Raw genomic sequence first — 1,205 nt, 5'->3', positions numbered from 1 at the left:
GCCGTGGTCTCCGAGGAGAGGGTCGCGCCCATGAAGGTGCCGTGCGTCCAGTCGCGGGCCTCGGTCACCAGCGGGATGGTCGTCTTGCGGCGACCACCGAAGAGGATGGCGTCGATCGGCACACCGCGCGGGTCGTCGTACTCCGGCGCCAGCATGTCGCACTGCTTGATGGGCGTGCAGTAGCGGCTGTTGGGGTGGCTGGAGAGCTCCTCGGACTCGGGGGTCCAGGGCTCGCCCTTCCAGGAGGTGGCCTTCGCGGGGGTGTTCCCCAGACCCTCCCACCAGACGTCGCCGTCCTCGGTGAGCGCGACGTTGGTGAACACCGAGTTGCCCTTGTTGATGGTGGCCATCGCGTTGGGGTTGGTGTGCTCGTTGGTGCCGGGCGCGACGCCGAAGAAGCCGAACTCCGGGTTGACGGCCCACAGGCGACCGTCGTCGCCGATGCGCATCCACGCGATGTCGTCGCCGATGGCCTCGACCTTCCAGCCCGGGATGGTCGGCTTGAGCATGGCGAGGTTGGTCTTGCCGCAGGCACTCGGGAAGGCGGCCGCGACGTACTTGGTGACGCCGTGCGGCGAGGTGAGCTTGAGGATGAGCATGTGCTCGGCCATCCAGCCCTCGTCGCGCGCGATGACGCTGGCGATGCGCAGGGCGTAGCACTTCTTGCCCAGCAGCGCGTTGCCGCCGTACCCGGAACCGAAGCTCCAGATCATCCGCTCCTCGGGGAACTGGACGATGTACTTGGTGTCGTTGCAGGGCCACGAGACGTCGGCCTGGCCCTCGGCCAGCGGCATGCCCACGGAGTGCAGCGCGGGCACCCACTTGACGTCCGCACCGATCTCCTCGACCTTGCGCAGCACCTCGGTGCCCATCCGGGCCATGACGCGCATCGAGACGGTGACGTACGCCGAGTCGGTGATCTCGACGCCGAACATCGGGTGCTCGGCCTCGAGGTGGCCCATGACGAACGGGATGACGTACATGGTGCGGCCCTTCATGCAGCCGGCGTACAGCCCGCGCATGAGGTCCTTCATCTCGTTCGGGTCCATCCAGTTGTTGGTGGGCCCGCAGTCCTTCTCGTCCACCGAGCAGATGTAGGTGCGGTCCTCGACGCGCGCCACGTCGGTGGGGTCGGAGGCGGCGTGGAACGAGTTGGCCTTGATCTCGGGGTTGAGGCGGGTGAACGTGCCGGTGGCCTCGAGGGC

The 1,205-nt window shown here is 67.7% G+C and carries 1 protein-coding gene; it reads right to left on the bottom strand.

From position 1 onward, the window contains the following. On the bottom strand, positions 1-1,205 hold a 1,205-nt coding region (locus tag ACXJKL_RS21340; protein WP_457208993.1), incomplete at both ends, for a phosphoenolpyruvate carboxykinase (GTP).

This window comes from Nocardioides sp. P5_C9_2 (genome assembly GCF_054049555.1).
The sequence above is the reverse complement of the archived record's forward strand: the minus strand, read 5'-3'. Positions and strand labels throughout refer to the sequence as shown.